Annotated in this window: 13 protein-coding genes and 2 pseudogenes; 8 read left to right on the forward strand and 7 right to left on the reverse strand. The window is 57.3% G+C overall.

Annotation, left to right across the window (positions count from 1 at the left end):
• Nucleotides 1-57: 57 nt before the first annotated feature.
• A pseudogene (locus ACGLHT_RS28825) lies at nucleotides 58-531 on the reverse strand (response regulator); the annotation flags it as partial.
• A 1,303-nt stretch (nucleotides 532-1,834) separates the two neighbouring features.
• Here ACGLHT_RS28825 and ACGLHT_RS28830 point away from each other — a divergent pair.
• From ACGLHT_RS28830 to ACGLHT_RS28840, 3 genes are all read left to right on the forward strand, one after another.
• Nucleotides 1,835-2,164, forward strand: a complete 330-nt coding sequence (locus ACGLHT_RS28830; RefSeq protein ID WP_032489165.1) for a four-helix bundle copper-binding protein — start codon at nucleotides 1,835-1,837, stop codon at nucleotides 2,162-2,164.
• A gap of 233 nt (nucleotides 2,165-2,397) precedes the next feature.
• Entirely contained in the window at nucleotides 2,398-3,858 is a 1,461-nt protein-coding gene (locus tag ACGLHT_RS28835; protein ID WP_223271188.1) for a vitamin K epoxide reductase family protein, read from the forward strand.
• Between the two features lie 33 nt (nucleotides 3,859-3,891).
• On the forward strand, nucleotides 3,892-4,890 hold the full coding sequence (locus ACGLHT_RS28840) for an SDR family oxidoreductase (RefSeq protein ID WP_135192938.1): 999 nt from the start codon (nucleotides 3,892-3,894) through the stop codon (nucleotides 4,888-4,890).
• A gap of 43 nt (nucleotides 4,891-4,933) precedes the next feature.
• On the opposite strand, the gene ACGLHT_RS28845 is transcribed toward ACGLHT_RS28840, so the two are convergent.
• Nucleotides 4,934-6,739 (reverse strand): glycoside hydrolase family 15 protein, encoded by a 1,806-nt coding sequence (locus tag ACGLHT_RS28845; protein WP_274121161.1) that lies wholly within the window; start codon nucleotides 6,737-6,739, stop codon nucleotides 4,934-4,936.
• 480 nt (nucleotides 6,740-7,219) lie between these two features.
• Between ACGLHT_RS28845 and ACGLHT_RS28850 the strand changes: the two genes are divergently transcribed.
• On the forward strand, nucleotides 7,220-8,254 hold the full coding sequence (locus tag ACGLHT_RS28850) for an SDR family oxidoreductase (RefSeq protein WP_135192936.1): 1,035 nt from the start codon (nucleotides 7,220-7,222) through the stop codon (nucleotides 8,252-8,254).
• A gap of 197 nt (nucleotides 8,255-8,451) precedes the next feature.
• Nucleotides 8,452-8,604 (forward strand): annotated as a pseudogene (locus ACGLHT_RS28855) (flagellar basal body rod protein FlgB); the annotation flags it as partial.
• Nucleotides 8,605-8,667: 63 nt separating this feature from the next.
• Here ACGLHT_RS28855 and ACGLHT_RS28860 read toward each other — a convergent pair.
• The 3 genes from ACGLHT_RS28860 to ACGLHT_RS28870 all read right to left on the reverse strand — a co-directional run bounded on the left by ACGLHT_RS28860 (nucleotide 8,668) and on the right by ACGLHT_RS28870 (nucleotide 10,534).
• Complete coding sequence (locus ACGLHT_RS28860; RefSeq protein WP_223271187.1) at nucleotides 8,668-9,177, reverse strand: hypothetical protein; 510 nt, start codon at nucleotides 9,175-9,177, stop codon at nucleotides 8,668-8,670.
• A 28-nt stretch (nucleotides 9,178-9,205) separates the two neighbouring features.
• Nucleotides 9,206-9,610: a hypothetical protein gene (locus tag ACGLHT_RS28865; protein WP_223271186.1), complete on the reverse strand. Its 405-nt coding sequence runs from the start codon at nucleotides 9,608-9,610 to the stop codon at nucleotides 9,206-9,208.
• A gap of 801 nt (nucleotides 9,611-10,411) precedes the next feature.
• A complete protein-coding gene (locus ACGLHT_RS28870; protein WP_010794486.1) occupies nucleotides 10,412-10,534 on the reverse strand; it encodes a hypothetical protein in 123 nt (40 codons plus the stop codon).
• A gap of 140 nt (nucleotides 10,535-10,674) precedes the next feature.
• Here ACGLHT_RS28870 and umuC point away from each other — a divergent pair, with 140 nt between their 5' ends.
• Together umuC and ACGLHT_RS28880 are read left to right on the forward strand one after the other, a co-directional pair.
• Nucleotides 10,675-11,937, forward strand: a complete 1,263-nt coding sequence (gene umuC, locus ACGLHT_RS28875) for a translesion error-prone DNA polymerase V subunit UmuC (RefSeq protein WP_274121162.1) — start codon at nucleotides 10,675-10,677, stop codon at nucleotides 11,935-11,937.
• A 134-nt stretch (nucleotides 11,938-12,071) separates the two neighbouring features.
• On the forward strand, nucleotides 12,072-12,638 hold the full coding sequence (locus ACGLHT_RS28880; protein WP_274121163.1) for a hypothetical protein: 567 nt from the start codon (nucleotides 12,072-12,074) through the stop codon (nucleotides 12,636-12,638).
• A 16-nt stretch (nucleotides 12,639-12,654) separates the two neighbouring features.
• On the opposite strand, the gene ACGLHT_RS28885 is transcribed toward ACGLHT_RS28880, so the two are convergent.
• A complete protein-coding gene (locus ACGLHT_RS28885; RefSeq protein WP_105446946.1) occupies nucleotides 12,655-15,591 on the reverse strand; it encodes a hypothetical protein in 2,937 nt (978 codons plus the stop codon).
• Between the two features lie 538 nt (nucleotides 15,592-16,129).
• Here ACGLHT_RS28885 and ACGLHT_RS28890 point away from each other — a divergent pair.
• Nucleotides 16,130-18,718 (forward strand): autotransporter outer membrane beta-barrel domain-containing protein, encoded by a 2,589-nt coding sequence (locus ACGLHT_RS28890; RefSeq protein WP_274121164.1) that lies wholly within the window; start codon nucleotides 16,130-16,132, stop codon nucleotides 18,716-18,718.
• Nucleotides 18,719-18,732: 14 nt separating this feature from the next.
• On the opposite strand, the gene ACGLHT_RS28895 is transcribed toward ACGLHT_RS28890, so the two are convergent.
• Complete coding sequence (locus ACGLHT_RS28895; RefSeq protein ID WP_274121165.1) at nucleotides 18,733-19,740, reverse strand: site-specific integrase; 1,008 nt, start codon at nucleotides 19,738-19,740, stop codon at nucleotides 18,733-18,735.
• Nucleotides 19,741-19,886 lie beyond the last annotated feature (146 nt).

Here is a 19,886-nt window from a genome sequence, read left to right on the forward strand (position 1 = left end):
GCTCATCTGGCTCATGGGCGGCTCGGATCAGGTGTTGCGGGGATTCTCGCATAACTGAAGGCTTGTTCGGAGATTCCTTAGGTCTATTCGTTTCCCCGATCGCGTAACCCGACGCCTGAGCAGATCGACCTCAAGGTCGAGGAGTTTGAGTATTGTTTGGTTGGGAGCATTATTGCCGCGGCGAAGCAACGTACGGATCCTGGCTAGCAATTCGGAGAAGGCAAACGGCTTGATGAGATAATCATCAGCGCCCAACTCCAATCCCTTTACTCGATCCTGAACCCCGTCTCGGGCGGTGAGAAAGAGCACGGGAACCTCATTACCAGCAGCGCGGACTTTCTGTAAAACCTGCCACCCATCCAGGCCAGGCATCATCACGTCTAAGATGAGCAAGTCGTATGTGGTATGAAGCGCGTGCTGAGCAGCATCGGTCCCGTTTTCAACTCTATCGACTGTGAAGCCTGCCTCTGAAAGCCCCTGCTGTAGGTAGGTGCCTGTTTTCGGCTCGTCTTCAGCAACAAGAAGCTTCATGAAAGTATTCCCTCCGGCATTTGGAGCAGTGTGCCGATTGTCAGGGCGTGCAGCCATTACCTTACAGAAACGTAATGCTCGCATCATCTGTCTGACAGCTTGTAGCGTTAACGTCTACCTCAGCAGTTGCTCCCACACTCTGCTTTTTGGCCTTTTCATGCTCCTTTGGCCTATCGGCGCCTAGATGGCGCCTTTTTTTTGCCGGTAGGAAACGACGCCTTAACTGCAGGAGCGAACAGGCAGAACACGGACAATTAGCGATTCGCCTGCTCACGCGGTTGGGGCATGTGTGATCTGACAAATCGTAAGATTCAGACGCAAGCATGCGTGGCATGCTAATTGCTGAAGCGGAACTCCGATGACCCAGCAAAAACATTTTGGGCCATCAAGCCTGGAATTAAGGCCACTGGGATGCCTGCGTGGGGAAGAAGCATGGCTGACCCGTACACTGGGCAATGGTGGCTTTTCTGCAAAAAGCTTCCTGGGCTAGATGAGGGAGCGTATGAGCACTCGTTGCCTCTAGCGGTGGTAACCAACATGGTGGTCTGGAGACCCCAGCTGGGCATGGTGAGCAACACGGCGAGATGGCCTCGGGCGACCACCATCAGGGCGACAGTGGCGGCTCGGATCACCACGGCTCTAGCAGCTCGGGTGGAGCACCCGGCCAACCAGGCTCCGGGCATCATGGTGGTAAAGAAAGCGATGACCATCATGCGTCAGACCAGCCACAGACGGCGGAGGAAAGCACTGACAATGACCGTGCCGATGCGGAAGGCAAATCCTCTGCAAATAACCATGTGCACGCAGACGGGAAGCAACACGAGCACTAACATCCGATATGTGTGTGCCTAGTCGGTTCTGACTAGGCTCTTTGAAAGGCGCCTCAGCAAAAGCATAAGGGTCGGCTCTAGGCCATCCTGGTCGACGCAACGGTACCGGAGGCCTCTGCAATTGCTTTCTAAAAGTTAGGCCGCAAGGCTAGTTGCCCATATGGTTCAGCGGCTTTCGCTCCGGCCGTTCTCTAATGGATGCTCCCAGTCCTGGCGACAGGGAGCCCCCCATTTCCCACTCAATCATCTCGCACAGACTAGCGAAGCCGTACAGGCAATCTGACTGCCACATCGCCACCAACTGCGCCCGCAGAGCCCCGGTGCGGTTGGATTTACCTTACAACATTGTAATGAAGTTTTTCGAAACGGGCTCGGTAGGAGCGTGTCGTAATTCAGTGTCTGCTAACAGGCTGATGAGCCGTATCGGTCAGTAGGCACCGACGACATACAACTATCGAACCCTGGAGAACGCAATGACAAACTCAATGTTCGCTTCCTGTATCCAAGCTTGTTCGAACTGTGCCCTTGTGTGCGAAACGTGCGCCTCTGCTTGCCTGCGTGAGGATGACGTAAAAATGATGGCACGCTGCATCGAGCTTGACCGCGACTGCGCGGACATTTGTAGGTTGGCCGCCATACTGATGAGTCGCGAAAGTGATTACGCTAAAGAATTTTGTGCCCTTTGCGCCAAGATCTGCCGTGCATGCGGAGAGGAATGCGCGAAACATCAAGTGGATCACTGCCAAGAGTGTGCCAAAGCGTGCATGAAGTGCGCTGAAGAATGCGAGCGCATGGCTGCGTAACATTCGCGACTTGCTGCTCTGGCAAAGCTCGTCATCTCGTTGCCAGAGCAGCTTCGCCGGAATGACCTTATATCCCAGCATGTGCAGTTGAAGCTAAGCCAGCTGACTTGCTAGCAGAAAAGGCCTAGATATCCGCTGGCCGAGCTCACCCAAACCTGCACGCGGTCGCAACACCGTAACGCTTTTTCTCTTGCCGCAACGTAACAAATACTTCAGTGCTGGGGACTAGATCTATGGAGCATCAAGGGGAATATCTACGCCAAGGCGCCATGTCGTCCGATATGGGTATGGATGCGCATATGCAGATGATGGAGCGGCGCCACATCGCGACGCTTTGGTGCCACTTCGTCAATGTATTGCTCGGCTTTTGGGTGCTGAGTGCGCCCTTTATCTTCGGCTACATGAACGTAGCGCCGGGCGACCTCGACCTGCCACGCCTCGCAGCCGAGCGTGATCTACCCGAGGTCGCCACTCGCGCGCTGCTGATGACCTGGAACGACGTCATCAGCGGCGCGTTGATCGTGTTGTTCGCCATCCTCTCGCTCAAACGGATCAGCTGGGCGCAATGGGCCAACACGATCATGGGATTGTGGTTGATGTTCGCGCCGCTGCTGTTCTGGACTCCTTCCCCGGCGAGCTACGGCAATGCCTTGCTGGTCGGCGGGCTGGTAATTGCCTTTTCCACACTAGTACCAATGATGCCAGGCATGAGCATGTCCGGGATGATGCAGAAGGCCGCGGTTCCACCGGGCTGGGATTACAACCCTTCAACCTGGCTGCAACGCCTGCCAATAGCCATTCTCGCCGTGATTGGCATTCTGCTCGCACGTTATCTAACCGCTTATCAGCTTGGCCATACCTCGAATGCCTGGGACCCTTTCTTCGGCACCCAGCCCAACGGCACTGAAACCATCATCACGTCCGACATGTCGCGCGCCTGGCCGGTGTCCGATGCCGGGATCGGTGTGATGGCCTATATGATCGAGCTCCTCATGGCGGTGATGGGCGATGCCCGGCGCTGGCGGACCATGCCGTGGATGGTCGCCGCGTTCGGCGTGGTGGTAGTGCCCCTGGGCGTCGTGAGCATCTTCTTCATCATCGCCCAGCCGATCTTCATCGGTACGTGGTGCACGCTTTGCCTGGCTCAAGCCTTGGCCATGCTGGTGATGATGCCTTACGCGCTGGATGAACTGGTTGCCATGGGCCAGTTCCTCAAGGATGCGCGGCGCCGTGGCAAACCGTTTTGGAGAACTTTTTTCAAAGGCGATGCAATGGAAGGCGCCCGTGAGGACAATACGCCGGAGTTCGACGGCAGCCTTTCCTCGATGACTCTCAGAGGCCTTCGCGGAGTGAACCTTCCCTGGGGGCTCGCGCTGCTGTGCATTATAGGCGTCTGGCTGATGTCAACCCGCCTGATCTTCGGCACCGACGGCGCGATGGCCAACAGTGATCACCTGATGGGCTCGCTGCTGCTCACCGTCTCGGTCCTGGCGTGCGCCGAAGTGGCACGGCCGCTGCGTTTTCTGAACCTGCCAATCGGTGCCTGGCTACTGGCATCACCCGCCTTCCTCGACGGTGCAGGGTTCGCCGCGACCGTGGGTAGTCTGATCGCCGGCGCGCTGGTGATCGGCCTGAGTCTGCCGCGCGGACCGATCCATCATCGCTATGCCGGCTGGAACGCGCTGTTGCGATAGTCACCATCGCCTCTACAAAAAAGGAGTCCGCACATGACCGACCGCGAACAGACCGCCGTTATCTGTGGCGGGACCGCAGGCGTAGGCCGCGCGACGGCTCACGCGTTCGCCCAGGCCGGCTACCGCGTCGCCGTGATTGCGCGTGGGGAGCAGGGCCTGGCGGACACTCGCAACGAGCTGGAAGCGGCTGGGGCGAAAGTTCTGGCAATTGCCGCGGATGTCGCCGACCCCGAAGCTATCGATCAGGCGGCCGATCGGATCGAGGCGGAACTGGGGCCGATCGAGATCTGGGTCAACGCGGCGATGGCGACGGTGTTCGGCCCGGTGAACAAGATCAGCGCGGCGGAATTCAAACGTGTGACCGACGTGACCTATCTGGGCTTCGTGCATGGCACGCTGGCGGCGCTGCGGCATATGGAGTCTCGCAACCGCGGCACCATCGTCCAGGTGGGTTCGGCGCTGTCCTATCGCGCGATACTGCTGCAATCGGCCTACTGCGCCGCCAAGTTCGCCATTCGTGGGTTCACCGACTCGCTGCGCTGCGAACTGATCCATACCAACAGCCGGGTGCGGCTGACCATGGTGCAGCTGCCAGCGCACAACACGCCGCAGTTCGACTGGTCGCGCAACAAGATGCAAAAACGACCGCAGCCGGTCCCACCGATCCATACGCCTGCTGTGGCAGCGCGCGCGATTGTCCGCGCGGCAACCGATGCGCCGCGCGAATTGTGGATCGGACGCGCCTCTTTTCAGGCGATTATCGGCAACATGTTCATGCCCGGCCTACTCGACCGGATGATGGCCAAGCAGGCCTGGAGTGGGCAGATGACCGACTCGCCGGCCGGTGATGAACAGCCTGACAACCTGTTCCATCCCGTAGAGGGCCTGCACCGTCTCGAAGGGCGCTTCGGCGCGCAGGCCAAGGACAAAGCACTGGGCCTCAGTTCCGAATCCGTGGGCAAGCTGGCCACGGGCGCCTTGGCACTGGTAATGGTGATTTGTGTAGCGGCAGTAGTTGCCATTGCCCGCTAGCTAGCTGGGTGGCATCGACTGGACCATGCAGGCTGCAGCTACGTTAATCAGCAGAGCCGAGGCTCAGGGCGGCGTTTATCAAACCGACATGAGAAAAGGCCTGAGGTACGTTCCCTAAATGCTGGCCGCTTCGGGTGTCGAACTCCTCAGCGAACAGGCCGTGCTCACCCTTGCGTTGCAGCAGCTGTTCGAAAAGCTCCTTTGCCTCTCGAGGCCGGCCGGTTTGCACTAATGCCTCGACCAGCCAAAAGCTACAGATGAAGAAGGCGCCTTCTCGGCCCTCTAGCCCATCCGAAATTTCAGCAGGGTAGCGCCGTAGCGCGCCGCCGCCTTCGTCCAGTTGTTTGCGGATCATATCGACCGTATTGACGAAACGTTCATCGCCGCCTTCGACGAAGCCAACACGCGCTAATAACAGGAGGCTAGCATCCAGCCTATCGTCATCCAAGGCCCGGACGAAGTTGTTGCCGCCGGCGCTGACACCACGGCGCAGGACTAACTGACGTAGAGCCTCGGCCTGATTGACCCAACTTTCCTCATCTCCGTCTAGGTCATGGCGGCGCTTCAGCCATAGCGCACGCTGTAGACCAGCCCAGGCCATGACCTTGGAGTGCACATAGTGGCGCGGCGCGCTGCGCATCTCCCAAATGCTTTGGTCAGGCTCCTGCCAGTGCGCTGCAATGAAATCAGCAGCGGCGCGCATATGAGGCCAGTGCGCCCGCATCGCATCGTCGCCCATGCTATCGCAGATGCTCACGCACTCCAGCAACTCGCCATAAACATCCAGCTGAAACTGGCCATCAGCAGCGTTACCCACACGCACCGGCCGCGAGCCGCGATAGCCATCGACCCCTTCGATATTACGTTCTGGCGGTGGCGCAGCTCCGTTTACATCGTATAGCACGGCCAGCGGCGTCCCATGCTGCTCAATGGTTCGCTGCATCCACTGGGCCCAACGATGTGCCTGATCCCGACAACCGAGGCCGAAAAGAGCACCAAGTGTCAGCCCCGCATCTCGAAACCAGGTGTAGCGGTAATCCCAGTTCCGCTCCCCGCCCAGGTGTTCAGGTAGGGAAGTGGTTCCGGCGGCAACGACCGCTCCGCTGGGTGCGTAAATCAATAGCTTAAGGCTAATCGCGCTGCGTACCACGGCGCCTCTATATGCTGCGGGGCACTCCAGCGCTGCGCACCAATCGCGCCACGCAACCAGGGTCGCCTCAATCCGCGCGGGTACGGATTCAATCGACACAGGAACGGGTGGGGCATCTTGCTCTAAGGAAACGCTCAGAGAAACTCCCGCACGCCCTCCTGCATCTACTGAGATCGCTCCCTTCCAGCCTTCGCCGTCCGGATACAGTGCGCAGTCCGCTTGAAGCAACAGCTGTTGACCCATATAAGAATAGGTTAACCCTTCGGCTGAAATGCTTGCCTCACCGGCTACGCTTCCGAAATCTGGACGCGGCTCAAACTGCAGAGTGAACTCACAGCGGCCAGCTAAGCCGTCTACCTGCCAAAGCAAGCGTTGCTGATCGTCCGATCCAGGCCACTCCATACAAAGCGTGACACGGGCGGACCCGGACGCGCTGTGCACTTCGAACTCTAATACTGCAGAATCGTCCAGATAATGCGTTTTGACGTCACCCGGTGTCGACAGCTGTAGCCGCCCGCCACGTTGACGGTCGAGCAGCGGCCAAATCATCGGTGTGGCATCGAAGCGCTGGGGACAGAACCATTCCACGTTGCCATCTGGGCCCACCAATGCCATGGAGCGACCATCACCGATGGCCGCCAGCGAAGCGATCGTTGGATATTCTGCCTTTCCAGCTGCCAGTTGCTGATTAATTCTCATAGTTCTCTTCGTGTCGGTGCGCTTACAGACGGTTCAAAGGCCAGTCTGGACTGCTGCTTCAAAGCGGCAGGCTCGCGTTGAGGTAATAAATGCATTGAAGTTGGCATGAAGAGTAACCCGACGTACGCCGGCTTATTTTTAACCATAACGATGTCGCTTTTCGAAGCGCAAGCCGCGCGAAAATACAAGAAACAGATTATTAGTCGACTGCACGATTAATCAGTAGTTTCAATTGCGATTGTGAATTGTCAGACTCGATAGATCGAATAGCAAAATCTTTTCCAAGCATGCATTCGTATAGCTCAATAATTCAGTTCTATGCTTACAGAAATGTAATCAAGTTTCCGCGCCATAACTAGATTGATGATCTAGCCTGAAAAGTTCTATTCGCCTGTCCTGCGGCGGCGCTGGCACAAGGCAGTCGTACAACACTGGAGTTACGGACCATTCGGCCGTATGACTTTGCCAGGAGAACCAATAATGGTTTTGCGAATCTTCTCATCGCAGAGATTGGCTTTGCTGCTGCTTCTGCTTACCGCCCTGCAACTCAGTGGCTGCGCCGTTTCCCCACGCCTGAAACCAAGCGACCAGCCAAGCGTAGCTGGCAAAACCTTCGTCATCACTGGTGCCTCCAGTGGCTTCGGTCGCGGCGTGGCGCTCAGGCTTGCCGCTTTGCAAGGCGACGTGGTGCTGGCGGCCCGCCGAACCGCGGTGCTCGAAGAACTGGCTACGCAGATACGCGAGGCAGGAGGGTCGGCACTCGTAGTGACCACCGATGTGAGCAAACCAGCCGACATACAAGGCCTGGCCCAAGCCGCCATCGAACGCTTCGGCAGTATCGACGTGTGGATCAACAACGCAGCGGTCGGAGCACTGGGGCGCTTCGAAGACGTCCCCGTCGAGGACCATGCGCGGGTTGTGGACGTCAATCTCAAGGGCGTGATCTACGGAAGCCACGCGGCCATGCGCCAGTTCAGAACTCAGGGCTTCGGCACGCTGGTCAACGTCGGCTCGGTCGAGAGCGAGATACCGCTGGCTTACCATGCCTCCTACGCAGCGACCAAAGGTGGAGTGATGAATCTCGGGGCAGCAATCGCCGAGGAGATTCGCCTGAGCGGCAGCGAGACTATTAGTGTCGCCACTGTTATGCCCTGGGCTGTGGACACACCGTTCTGGGAACACGCGGCCAACTACACCGGCGGCACGCCACGCATGGCCGCAATGGACGGCCCTGAGCAGGTGGTTGAAGCCATCGCCTGGGTCTCGGTCAACCCGCGCAAACGTCTGCCGGTAGGCTGGAAAGCCCGGGGCGCAGTGATCTCGCATTCGCTGTTCCCCTCTCTCACCGAGCGAATCGCGGCGAACATCGCGCACCGCTGGCAGATCGAAAAAGCTCCGCCAGCACCGCCAACAACGGGTTCGCTTTACAAGCCAATGCACTCTGGCACTGGTGTGGAAGGCGGCGTGCGTGAACGTATGGAGCGGGAAGAGACTGCACGAAAGCAATCGAAATAACGCCGGCTATTACCGGTTGATCGAGCTGGCTTGGGATGAAATACCCGTGCTGGTGATTTCTGGTAATGAGCTACCAGTTTATGCGGGTGAGCGGCCGCTCGGTCAAAAAACCGATAGCTTACAAAAATGTAATCACTAGCTCAGCTTCATGACAGGGTAGATTAACTAATCTGCAGAAGTAGATGGTCCAAGACAGGGCGGTTCCCAATCAACCATCACTTGATCAGAACACAGTCGACGTTCAGGTTGAACAAGCAAAATATGCGGAAAATTCGATTCGTTTCCAGGCTGCATTTACTCGGCTGAACGGCGCTTTCAAGGGTTTAATGATGGCCCTGAAAGGTGAGTGAGAAGGCAATCTTCCTTTGGCTCTGCGCCCCGGAAGGAACCTCTGGGCTGTGCGAGACAGGCTCTCACTCGCTTTTAAACAACAATTCCTCAATTCGATCGTGTTCTTCCCGTGTCGGTAGAGCGGTTGAATCTATATTGTCATCACTATCCGACTCGTCGTTTTTCGGCGAACCGCGTTCAGGGTGGTAACCACCAGCTGCGTCGAACGCTACCCACCCGTACCACTCTCGGATGACTTTGGAAGGACGGCCATCTTCTATTGCCACATACCAGTCGGCCAATCGGAAACGTTTACCGGCAAGCTTTGAGGTAGCCTTTTCCGCTCGAACCAACGCCAGATAAAGCGGGTGCGGCAGTTCCTCTACGGCGCCGGTTTCGTCGAGCAAGAACGTGAACGAGGCGTGCGACCGCTGCTCTGTGGAACCGGCTCGCTTCTCTTCCTCGACTAAGGTAAACACAGGAGCAAAGCCGCCCCCTTCCGTTCGAAAGTTAGTCGTCTGGCCTTGGTAGACCCTGGCAGCGTTCCACTGCACCTCGCCAGCATAAGCGTACGCGCGCAGGTCAAACTTCATTGGTCGTACCTGAGGGTCGGCGACGGTTCTACGCTCGCCGGGAGCCACAAGGGATTGGGCCACGTAGTTTCCCTTCCCACACACGCTTGGTGAGCTTGTCTCCTCGGTATGCACCGCGACTACCAAACCCGCTGACGGGCTTGAAAAAGAGGCTACGGCGGTTTTGCCAGAGGTGCTCTGCATTACCATGCTCGACAGGAACGGTAAGCGGGACGTATTGGGCCAATACGGCTCGGATTTGCTGATCAACGCCAATCTCTTCCAAAAAACGTGCGTTGGTTAGGTCAACCAACCTGCGTTTGTCGGCGTAAAGGGCATAGGCCTGAGGGTGCGGCGTTACCGTCACGACATCAGCCAAATAAGCGCTGCGCAGCGCGCTGCAATTGTCACCTTCCAGATAGAAATCGGTGAGTCTGTTGTAGACGAGATCCACAGGCTTTCCGTGGACCAAGAGGCAATCGTTGTGAAAGGCCAGTATCCCCATTCCCTACCGCTACCAGTGACGTCATAAAATTCTGTTTCTGCGTCGACCATCTTGGGGAGATCTTGCTTTGCGCGAGGGATGCCTCGAGCGAACAGCATTCGGAAGAAGTCATCCTCCGTCATGCCCTTGGCAGCAAGAGCTTGTCGGGTTGCTTCTGCAGATACGCCTCCAACCGCAGTCCCTCCGACGCTGCCAGCAGCAGAGCCCAGTGCCTGTCCTAGCTTCCCAGCATATGCGGCTTCAGGCGCAAGTAGCGCCACCCCTGCCAGCAGGATGAGTCCCGACCAGCCTGCCCCGAAAATCCCATTCCTTCCGCCCATCCTGCCCACGCTCCCTGTCCAATACATATTGAGGTTTGCTCCACGTTTCGCAGCAATCGATGCACGCTGACTCGAACTGACCGGCGGTAACCCGCAGTCGCGCCTGGGACATTTACCGGCCATATACTGCACGGTAGAGGCCATGGATGGCCCCCCTTCAGCAAAATCCTCCCCGCTGACAGTGACATACCCAGTGCGCGCAGCTTGACGCCAACCCGGGGCTGATCTCTATACTGTACGCATATACAGCTTTGAGACGACCGCCCAGATGGACTGCTTTACGTCTCCCGGCCGGCGGCTGTCCAGTCTCGCCCTGGCGCAGCAGCGCCTGAAGATCACTGGTTTCCAGAGCCCGGCTGAGGATCACTTGCTTTTTCCCCCCTCCCTTGACGCCGCGGTGGGATGGGGGGCACCCAACATTTGGCTTTGGCTAGTCGACACCGACGATCTTGTTGGGATCGGAGTGCACCGGAACGATGTACTCGTGGTCGACCGCGCCCTCGAGCCTAGTGCCGGCAATGTAGTAATCGTGGTGGCGAACCATGAGCATCATTTGGCGCTCGTGGAGCGGGTAGCACTGGAACGACTACATCTTGCACGGGTAGGAGCCGACGGCCGCCATCGCGAAATCCTGGCCGACGAAGAGCAGGTGGAACTATGGGGAGTGATCAGCATGCTGCTCAGGAGCATGCTGTGAGCGTCTTTGCCCTGGTCGATTGCAACAGCTTTTACTGCTCATGTGAGCGGATCTTCCGTCCGGACTTGGCACAGAAGCCAGTCGTGGTCCTTTCGAACAACGACGGCTGCATCATCGCTCGAAGTCGGGAGGCTAAAGCGTTGGGCCTAAAGATGGGCGACCCATACTTCAAAGTGAAGCGGTTTCTCGACCAGAGGGGAGTGACAGCCTTTTCGAGCAACTATGCGCTATACGCCGACGTGTCGAATCGTGTGATGCGAACCATTAGCACTTTGGTCGCCAGCATCGAGGTCTACTCAGTTGACGAATGTTGGTGTGACCTTACTGGAATGCCGGATGACCTAGAGCAATTGGGCCGGGATATACAGGCAAGAGTTCGAAAGTGGGTGAATATCCCAGTTGGTGTGGGAATCGGGCCGACAAAGACGTTGGCCAAACTCGCACAGTGGGCAGGGAAGAATTGGCCGGCAACCGGCGGCGTGGTGAACCTGATGGACCCTCAGCGCCAGCAGAAACTCTTGAAACTCGCGCCGGTGGGGGAGGTGTGGGGTGTAGGCCGTAAGCTCTCCAGTCAACTCGAGACTCTAGGGATCAAGACCGCATTCGACCTGGCCAGCGCGGACCCGAGGCGAATAGGTGGGATATTCTCCAAGGTTCTGGAGCGAACCGCTCGTGAACTCCGCGGCGAGCAGTGGCTGAAAATGCACGATGATCCAGATCCGAAGAAGGAGATCGTGTCTTCTAAAATGTTCGGTCGGCGCGTTTACCGACTTGAGGACCTACGCCAGGCAGCAGCCGCATACACCAGTCGCGCGGCGGAGAAACTTAGGGAACAAGGCTCCGTCTGCAGCGAGCTGCTGGTCTCGGTACAAACCGGCCAGTTTGCTGATCCAGCAGACCGTTACTGGAACGGGGCCAGGATGCTGCTACCAACACCAACCGCAGACACCCGCGAACTGATCATAGCCGCAAACCAAGGCCTTCTGGAAATCTATAGGCCCGGCTTCGCTTACTCCAAGTGCACCATCCAACTGTGTAGGCTAAGCCAGATGGAGGGGCTGACAGGCGATATGTTTGCACCGCAGCCCCGCAGAAATGCCGATCAGCTGATGGCGACTATGGATATGATCAACGAAAGGTTTGGGCGAGGAGCGCTTCGTGTGGCGACCATTCCGTCTGCGCCAGGTTGGATGATGCGCAGGGAGCTGCTTTCTCCTTCTTACACTACTCGTTGGCAAGATTTGCCCCGTGCAAGATGAGGCAAGGGGTCGTTACTGCCCTAGCCTGGCATCATGATTCAAATCATCCAATCCTTCAGAAAAATGTAGAAGATTCTACCCAACGGACTGGCTAAGACCTTTGCTCAGTCCTGAAACGGCTGGAAAAAATAGGAATGTTGCCGCGAAAAATCCGTCCGAAGGTTTATCAGAGGGGGGGAAAATCCGATGGCAATCCGATAGTATCCGGGATGAAAAATGCTCAAAAGCCGCTCCCTACGATGTGGCGCGGCTTTATGCTGCCTGACGAAAACCATAGTGAAGGGCACAAGGACGGTATGCCCCAGCAGACGCCAAAGCCAATGATCGATCGCTCTCAAGTTGAGCAAAATCGCTACCTCGACTACTGCCTGAAGCACAAGGTAGAGATTTCCATCATTCTCATTTCAGGAACCCATTTTATAGGCTTTATACTGCAGCATGATCGCAAGGGCTTGCTGCTTGGAGGAAAGCGAGAGGATAAGCCCGTGCGCTTCATTTCAAAAGGGTACATCGCGCTCGTGCGACCGAACAAGGACCAAGATCTCGAGCTATTTTTGGAATATCGCGGGATGGGCACGTTCCTGCAACGGAAACGGCAAAAACAGGCCTTGAAGAAGCTGGAGAAAAAGAATGCTGGTAAGCCTCTCCCCCCTTCAGGGCCTGCTAGGAAAAAATTGACACTCCGGCCGGCCGTCGATTGATCGCCGGCCAGATGAGTCAGTTCGTACTTGCGATATCCAGGTGCTCGCCTGCATAAGCGATGACGATCTTCGACTCGATGATCTGGAAGTAAATTCGCATACAAACCTGGTTACCGATGCCAGAACCAACCCGCAGATGCCGCTCGAAATACGTACGCTTCCCCCGGTAGCTGAATTCACGCTGAGCACGTAGCTTTCCACAATTGCTCGTCGCATCAGACTCCTTAGCGACATAGGACCCGCCAAGGAGTTCGCGTGCGACCGAATCAGGTTTACCCGCGGCAAGGGTGTCGAAGTAGGGGTTCACCAAAATATCCAGCAGATCCAGCATGCGTTCGGAGTAGGCAAACTTGTCCGAAGCCTTCGCCGACTTCCATGCTGACTCCAAAATCTCCACACGATCACCCGAAACCACCTGCAGGTACGCAAGGACATCAACCGGAGTGATGCCCTTGCGAGTGGCAATACGGCGCAGGAGAGATGGCTCAATCAGCGGGGCGAATTGCTGAATTGGAAGCGGGCGAGCATCCGCAACCTGGCGGAGGCGATGTGCCTCGCTCTTCGCATCCCTCAGTTCTTGCTCGAGATGCTGGTTACGGTGCTCTGCAATCGCGAGCTCGTTACGCAACTCCTTTACTACATCCGATTCGGGAGGCAGCTCCGCTACCTGAATAGGCGGCTCCTTCACCTTAGGCTTAGCCTTCTCCCTGAGTTGCTCCCGAGGAGCCGCCAGACGCTGCCAATCTTCAAAAAAGCCGCGCCAATGCCGGACCTCGGCCGCGTAGGTCTTGATCTCCGCTTCAAACCACTCTCGACTCGCCAGAATTTGATCGCGGCCATGCTCTGCAAGATCTGCCAGTTTGAGCATGTTCGCCGCGGTCAAATTGTCACCCAGATCTTTGATCTGCGACTGAACCTTCTGGACAGCGTCCATCTGCTTCTCTGCACGCTGTCGAAACGCTAGAGGCTCTTCCTGCAGAACACTGGTACAGATGGCCTTGCGCAAGATTTGTACGGCCTCCAGGTTTGGAGACGGCAGATTTTGAATAGGCCTGCTAAACAGATCACGGGCAAAAACTCTGGCGTCCAACGGGACCTCGGTCATGGCCGAGTAGAGTTCAAGAGAGTCGAGCAAGGCGTTCCAGTTGGGTGCGCCGGTATTACTGACAAAGTTGGAGTAGAGCTCGTGTAGCACCTGGGAGTCCGGGCGCACCGCCAACAGCGTTCGTTCCAGTTCGAAAGCTCTCAGCTCCGAAGGTGAAACGCGAGTGAGGCCTGACTCAACAGTGGACGCCCGCCGTTTGACCTCATCGACACAGGATTTAAAAGTTTCGGAACCTACCGCCTGCCAATACTCTCCGACATTGGCGTCATCAGCCACTTCCACTCCCGCCAGGCCCGCGTATCCAATCTGCCGAACCCGTGAGGAAGATGTGGCGATTAGACGATCCAGAGGGTTAGGGAGGAGCGACAGAAGTGTCGTAACGGACATATCAATGCGGAAAGCGTCCGTGGACGTGAGATTGGGCCAATGGAGTCCCTTGAGCAGTGCTCCGATAGTTAGCAAGGTAACGCAATTGTGCCGAGAAAAGCCTCCATGGTCATGGAGCCGGGATGTCCAAGGCCAGATCGACTCTACGGCCCGGGCCACTTCTGTGGCCGAACCTACATTACAGAGCGATCGAATCTCTCCGACCTCAGCACCGAGCACGTGCTTGAGGTTCGCCTCCAAGCGGCTTATGGGGAGTAAACTAATGGCTTCATCGGGCGGGAATGCGTTCACTATCGCGGAGTAGCATTGCGGAGAAATCAACCACGAGGTCAGAACCGCGTGGGGCGGTACACGCATCAGCATCCGCGTATCGCCGAGAGCGGAGATCTTCGCTTTGCAGATTTGCTCAGTTACGCTGGCCACCGTTTTTGCTGACCCATACCAGGCTGTCCAGGCTGCGCTCTGGGTCCGCTGGTTCACAAAAGTCGCCGGCAATGGAAGGTTACTCAATGGCGGCTCACCCTTCGCGTTTGGAGAGGCCATGAGGGCGGTCAGTTGGCTGGCGGGCGCCGATGTCTCTTGAGGCTCATCGACCAGACTTTGAGGGATTGCAAGGATGTTCAAGTCGGTTTCACTCCGGGATGCTGGAGCTTGCGGACTATAACGATCGGACTCTGACTTCCCAGACTCACCCTGGTCCAGAACGGCGTCGGCGTGTGATTCAGTGGCTACCGCAATCTGGCTCGATTCGGGTTGGGGGCCAGCCAATACAATCGTGTGACTGATAGCCTGCTCGGCGTTTTGGGCCTCTTTACTATCAGTGGGCTCGTCCTCACAGATTTCGCTCACGCGAGGCATAGGACGAGACAGGAATTGAATCAACTGGGGGCTTGGCGGCTCTTCGGCGATGAAGACAGGGGACAGCGCCTCATTAACCGGCCGGGCTTTAGAACCCACGTACTCAATGTCGTGTTCGTAGGAAAAGTTCTTGAGGAACCGAAGACTGACACCTACCCGTTTGCTGACCTCTTTCATGGTCAAGGTCTTTGCCAGTTCCTGGACGCGCTCCAAAAATTTGTTTTGGCGCTCCCAGTGCGCTTTCTTGGAAAGCAGGTCGAGTTGCGGTGGTAGCTGGAGTTCGTCAGCCTTGAGCAACGGCTTACGTGGTTCAACGCGCTTGGGTTCCTTGGACAAGCGGATCTCCTCGTATTGCTTGAAGATCGACTTGCTCTCCTCTTTGGTTCGAAGATCAGGATTTGAGAACTCGATGCTGTTCCGGGCCGCATAATTGCGTAAGAACCCAGCGCTAACCCCTAAAAGTCGACTGGCTTCCTTCAGAGCGAATCTGTAATCGTTCGCGTACGATAGAACCTTGTTCCGAAACTCCTGCTTTGCAGCCTCGTCCGCAGCCAGCGCCCTGGCTTGAAGATCATCGACAGAAATCGTCGCACTCGACAGCATGGTACCCCCTCCAATGGATCAGGGGGGAATACCCAAGATGGTGCGCTCTACAAAAGCAGAGACCTACCGCTTGCACCAGGCGAACGGAGTCGAAGGAGCCAGACATAAGGCTGGCACCGGCTTTGGCAGAGGGCACTGCTCCCCCCCTCATTTCAACGGACTCCTCGGTTGCGTAATCGCATACTCGCGGAGCTTTATGTGTCTGCGATGAGACATCGGCGGTGATATTACTAGGCCATGCCATCTGTGAAAAGGTTCACAACCAAATATCGGTCGCCAATTTTTCGGCGGAAAACCCACGGCGAGGACCTGGAAAACCGGTAAGCCACTGATTTTTCTTGACCAAATCGGCAGGTTCGCTCCCGAATATGAGGGACGAATGTGATTGCAAAATGACGTCAAAAAAAGCACGGATTAGCTTGAATCCACTGCTCGCCTCGTTATGGTGGCAATTCACCTCCACTGCCCCAATGCCCGAAGTAGAGACTTCAACAGGCGCAAGGAGGCTGAAAACCATCAGACAAGGAATGAAGTACCTGTGAACAAGAGCACCCTGCGCAAGACTCTGCTGGCGGCATCGATCGCAGCAAGCACTCACGTATACGCTGTCTCGGGCGTATCCGACCTGACCCAGGACGTCAGCGGTGATACCGAAGTAGCCCTGTCGCTCAGCGAACACGGCAACGTCACCCTGACTGGCAATGCTCAGCGCATCGAAGGCGAGGATGGGGTTGGCTTTGAAGGCGTGAAGATAAACGGCAATCTGGTCAACAACGCCAACATCACCGCCCGCGGCTCGGCTGTCGACGGGTTGGACCTGGACATCAGCGACGACCAGAACGCCACTCGTACCGAAGTCACCGGCGACATCATCAACAACGGCAACATCGATCTGACCGGCGCCGGCGCGGTCGGTATCGTGATGGACGGCGTTCGTGCCAACAGCCTGATCAACAACGGCAATATCGACGTCCTGGATGATCCGGACGGCGTAGAAACCGACAAAGCCCGTGGTATCGAGATCGGCAACACCAAGCTGGCAGGCGATGTCATCAATAGCGGCAACATCGTCGCGACTGGTGAACGCGCGAAGGGCATCACCGCCTTCTCCAACGGCGCCGACGTGAACAACCAGACCAAAATCGGCGCCGATGTTGAAAACAAGGGCAACATCTCGGTGTCCGGCGACAACTCCATCGGCATCGAGCTGGACGATGTGCAGTTCGGTCATGACATCCTGAACAGCGGCGGCATCACCGCCAACGGCGCCAATGCAATTGGCATTACCGTCGACGACATCAACTACAACGCCATCGTCAACACCGGTCTCATCATCGCTCGCGGTGCCGACTCTCGCGGCATTCTGGTGTTGGACTCCACCGGCCCCAATTCCGACCTGGGCAACAACGGCATCGTGAATAGCGGCAACATCGTTGCCGACGGCATCGCCATTCAGATCGGCAATCGCCCGGGCAATGGCAGCGGTACCGACCACTTCATCATCACCCAGAACGGCGGCCTGATTCAGGGTGGCGAGAAGTCCATCGATGGCAACATGCAGACCATCCTTCGCTTCAACGGCGGTACCATCGCCGGCGACATCGAAGGCCTGGACTCCATGCAGGTCAATGGCAACGCCAACTTCATCGGTGGCGAAATCGAAGCCGATGATGTTCAGATCAAGGGCGGCCAACTGAACCTGTCGAACCTGCACACCGACCTGACCGGCAACCTGAGCATCGCCTCCGGCGCAGCTCTGCAGGTCCGCTTGAGCGACAGCACCAACGTAAACACTCCGGTGGTCAGCGTCAACGGCACCGCCAGTTTCGCTGCCGGCAGCAAGCTGAATGTCACCGCCAACCCGGGCGACTTCACCGGTACCCGCCAGGGCACTGCCTACACCCTGGTATCTGCGGACGACATTCAAAACGCCGGGCTCGAAGTAAAAAGCAGCTCCGCTCTGCTACAGGTCAAGTCCTACGAAATCGGCGAGCAGCTGGTCACAGCCGTGGTTACCGGCAAAACCGGTGACGCCGCCCAGGACATCCTGAAAGGCCATGGCTCCAGCCGTAACGCGCTGAACGCCATCACTCCTTTCGTGGACTCGGTCATGGGCAACATGAGCAGCGACGACCAGGTCTTCCAGGCCTTCGCCAACGCCTCCGAGGCTGAGCTCGCCAAATTGGCCGAGCAGCTGGCTCCCCAAGTGAACGGCGGCGCTACCCAAGCTGCGATGGGTACCCAATCACTGGTTTCCAACGCCATCAACTCCCGTCTGGGCTCCTCATCTGGCATGTCCTCCGGCGACGTTCTTCAAGAAACCGGTGTGTGGATCAAGGCCCTTCATAGCGACGCCGACCAGAACCGTCGCAATCAGATCGAGGGCTTCAACGCCGATACGGATGGCATCATCATCGGTGCCGACGGCAAGCTGAACGAGCAGACCACCCTGGGTCTGGCCTACAGCTACGCCACCAGCGATGTCGACTCCGACGACGGCAACAGCACCGATGTGAAGAGCCAGGCTCTGATCGCCTACGGCAGCTGGAAACAAGGTCCGGTCTTCGTCGACGCCAGCCTGACCTTCGGTAAGAACGACAACGAATCCAAGCGTCACATCGCAGGCACCACCGCGAAGGGCGACTACGACTCCGATCTGTTCGGCCTGAACGTCCTGGGCGGCTACGGCTTCAACGTGGGTGACGGCTACATCGTCGAACCTCGTGCAGCTCTGCGCTACAGCAATCTGAAGATCGACGGCTACACCGAGAAGGGCTCCTCCGCAGCACTGTCGGTAGATGACCAGCGCATCGAAATTGCCGAGCTGGGCGCTGGTGTGCGCTTCGCCAAGGACTTCAACGTCGGCAACGGCACTCTGAAGCCGGAAGTCACCTTGATGACCTACCACGACTTCGCCGCCGACCAGGCTGACACCTCCAGCGCATTCGTACTGGGTGGCAACGCCTTCGTCAGCAACGCCGCCAAGCCGACTCGCAACAGCTACGAGGCTGGCGTAGGCGCGGAGTACAGCGTCGGTGCCATGACCTTCGGTGCCTCGTACAACTACCTGCGCAAAGCCGATTTCAACGCCGACACCTTCTCGCTGAAAGCTCGCTACGACTTCTAAGCGATACCAGGACGTTACTCGTCGCCTTCCAAACGCTCCACGATGCCTGGGAAGACCTCACCATGGCCAGGTTCCCAGCGCGGCGCGCTGAGCGAGGCCGGCTGACCGATGGCGAGCTTGCCAAAATTGAACTTGGGCTGAACGTACCCTTGGGCATTCTGCACACTCTTCCAGCCAACGTACCTCATCATGCTGATGAGGTCCCAGCCCTCGTCGATCGCCCAATTGGCAAAACCATGTCGGAAGGAGTGGCTGGTGTAGCGCTGCTCCACACCGGCGGCGTCAGCAACCCGCCGCAAGATGGGACCGATAGCGGAGCTCGACAGGCCCTCATCCCGCATCCGCCCCCAGCGAGTGATAGGTCGGAAGACGGGTCCATAGTGGATACCAGAGTCTTCGAGCCAATGCGTGTATGCCCTGACGGGACAAAGCTCGATTAGGGCCGGCACGATGAATTCCTGGCCAAGTGCATCACGGTCATGCTTGGTCTTTCTAAGGAAAATCCTCATATCCCGGTCTGGAATCACCGTGATGTTGTGTGCCTCGATCCGACTCAATTCGTCGCTTCGGAAGGCTCGCCAAAAGCCGATAAGCACCAGCGCCCGATTGCGTGAAGCGGCCAGCTGCTTGGCGAAATCGCCGGCAGAAATTGCGGCGCGCTCAGCGGTGTCCAGGTAGTCGATCATCTTGCGCAGATTCTCGATCGCGATGGGAAGGGCCTTCTTGGGCGCTTTGTTGAACAACGCCCGGATGCCCTTCATGGTCCGATTCACCTTACCCTTGGTCGGGTCAGGAAAGCCGAACTCTTGATGCCACTTTGCGATGGCTGCAACTCGCAACTGCAGAGTTTTAACAGCGAGTTCTCCAGCGAAAGTACGGACGTAGCGATCCACCATTTCCTCGGTGGCAGGGAGCAGCCCCCCATTGCTTTTGAAATGCTCACGAGCCTGCCGGTAGGCCTTGTCGGTGTTCGGACTACCTGCGGCGCTATCGATGAGGGCTGACTTCAACTCGAAGTCCATGGACATTATCTTGTTGCCAGCATTGTCGCTGTCGGGTCGCTTACTCATAGTAAAGATCGCTGAAAGGGTCTAAGGAAGGTCTGAAGTAACCCTGTATTTCCGGTCGACTTCAGCCCTTGCTGCTTTTGAAAGCGGGCCGTCGATCA

The organism is Pseudomonas sp. PsB (assembly GCF_043658375.1).
Taxonomy (GTDB): Bacteria; Pseudomonadota; Gammaproteobacteria; order Pseudomonadales; family Pseudomonadaceae; genus Aquipseudomonas; species Aquipseudomonas putida_Z.

What these genes read in the sequence shown, in the direction of transcription:
- ACGLHT_RS28870 (WP_010794486.1), bottom strand. Translation starts at nt 10,534, where the DNA reads ATGATGCTCATGGTTCGCCACCACGATTACTACATTGCCGGCACTAGG.
- ACGLHT_RS28845 (WP_274121161.1), bottom strand. Translation starts at nt 6,739, where the DNA reads ATGAGAATTAATCAGCAACTGGCAGCTGGAAAGGCAGAATATCCAACG.
- ACGLHT_RS28860 (WP_223271187.1), bottom strand. Translation starts at nt 9,177, where the DNA reads ATGAAGTTTGACCTGCGCGCGTACGCTTATGCTGGCGAGGTGCAGTGG.
- ACGLHT_RS28830 (WP_032489165.1), top strand. Translation starts at nt 1,835, where the DNA reads ATGACAAACTCAATGTTCGCTTCCTGTATCCAAGCTTGTTCGAACTGT.
- ACGLHT_RS28835 (WP_223271188.1), top strand. Translation starts at nt 2,398, where the DNA reads ATGGAGCATCAAGGGGAATATCTACGCCAAGGCGCCATGTCGTCCGAT.
- ACGLHT_RS28880 (WP_274121163.1), top strand. Translation starts at nt 12,072, where the DNA reads ATGTTGCCGCGAAAAATCCGTCCGAAGGTTTATCAGAGGGGGGGAAAA.
- ACGLHT_RS28885 (WP_105446946.1), bottom strand. Translation starts at nt 15,591, where the DNA reads ATGCTGTCGAGTGCGACGATTTCTGTCGATGATCTTCAAGCCAGGGCG.
- ACGLHT_RS28850 (WP_135192936.1), top strand. Translation starts at nt 7,220, where the DNA reads ATGGTTTTGCGAATCTTCTCATCGCAGAGATTGGCTTTGCTGCTGCTT.
- ACGLHT_RS28895 (WP_274121165.1), bottom strand. Translation starts at nt 19,740, where the DNA reads ATGGACTTCGAGTTGAAGTCAGCCCTCATCGATAGCGCCGCAGGTAGT.
- ACGLHT_RS28840 (WP_135192938.1), top strand. Translation starts at nt 3,892, where the DNA reads ATGACCGACCGCGAACAGACCGCCGTTATCTGTGGCGGGACCGCAGGC.